The following is a 252-nucleotide window of genomic DNA, read 5'->3' as shown; positions in this document are numbered from 1 at the left end:
CCTCGACTGTATCAAGCTCCGCCTGAAGGATTTGCTGCTGCATCTCCGGCGACTGCGGTATCTTGCCGAACTGGTCGTGCGACATTATCACGCAGTCATAGTCGTTGTTCTTGATTTGATTGAAGAACGCCACGCGGTTGTCAGCCTTGAAACTCTTTTCATCGGCAAACAGTATCCGGGCATTGGGATAAGCACTCTGATACGTCATGGCAATCTCGGCGATGTTGGCTTTCAGACCGATAATCATCGGTT

The 252-nt window shown here is 50.4% G+C and carries 1 pseudogene; it reads right to left on the bottom strand.

The annotated features are described in order from the left end of the window. Nucleotides 1-252 (bottom strand): annotated as a pseudogene (locus QZ311_RS12405) (hypothetical protein); the annotation flags it as partial.

Source organism: uncultured Duncaniella sp. (assembly GCF_910578445.1).
Taxonomy (GTDB): domain Bacteria; phylum Bacteroidota; class Bacteroidia; order Bacteroidales; family Muribaculaceae; genus Duncaniella.
The sequence above is the reverse complement of the archived record's forward strand: the minus strand, read 5'-3'. Positions and strand labels throughout refer to the sequence as shown.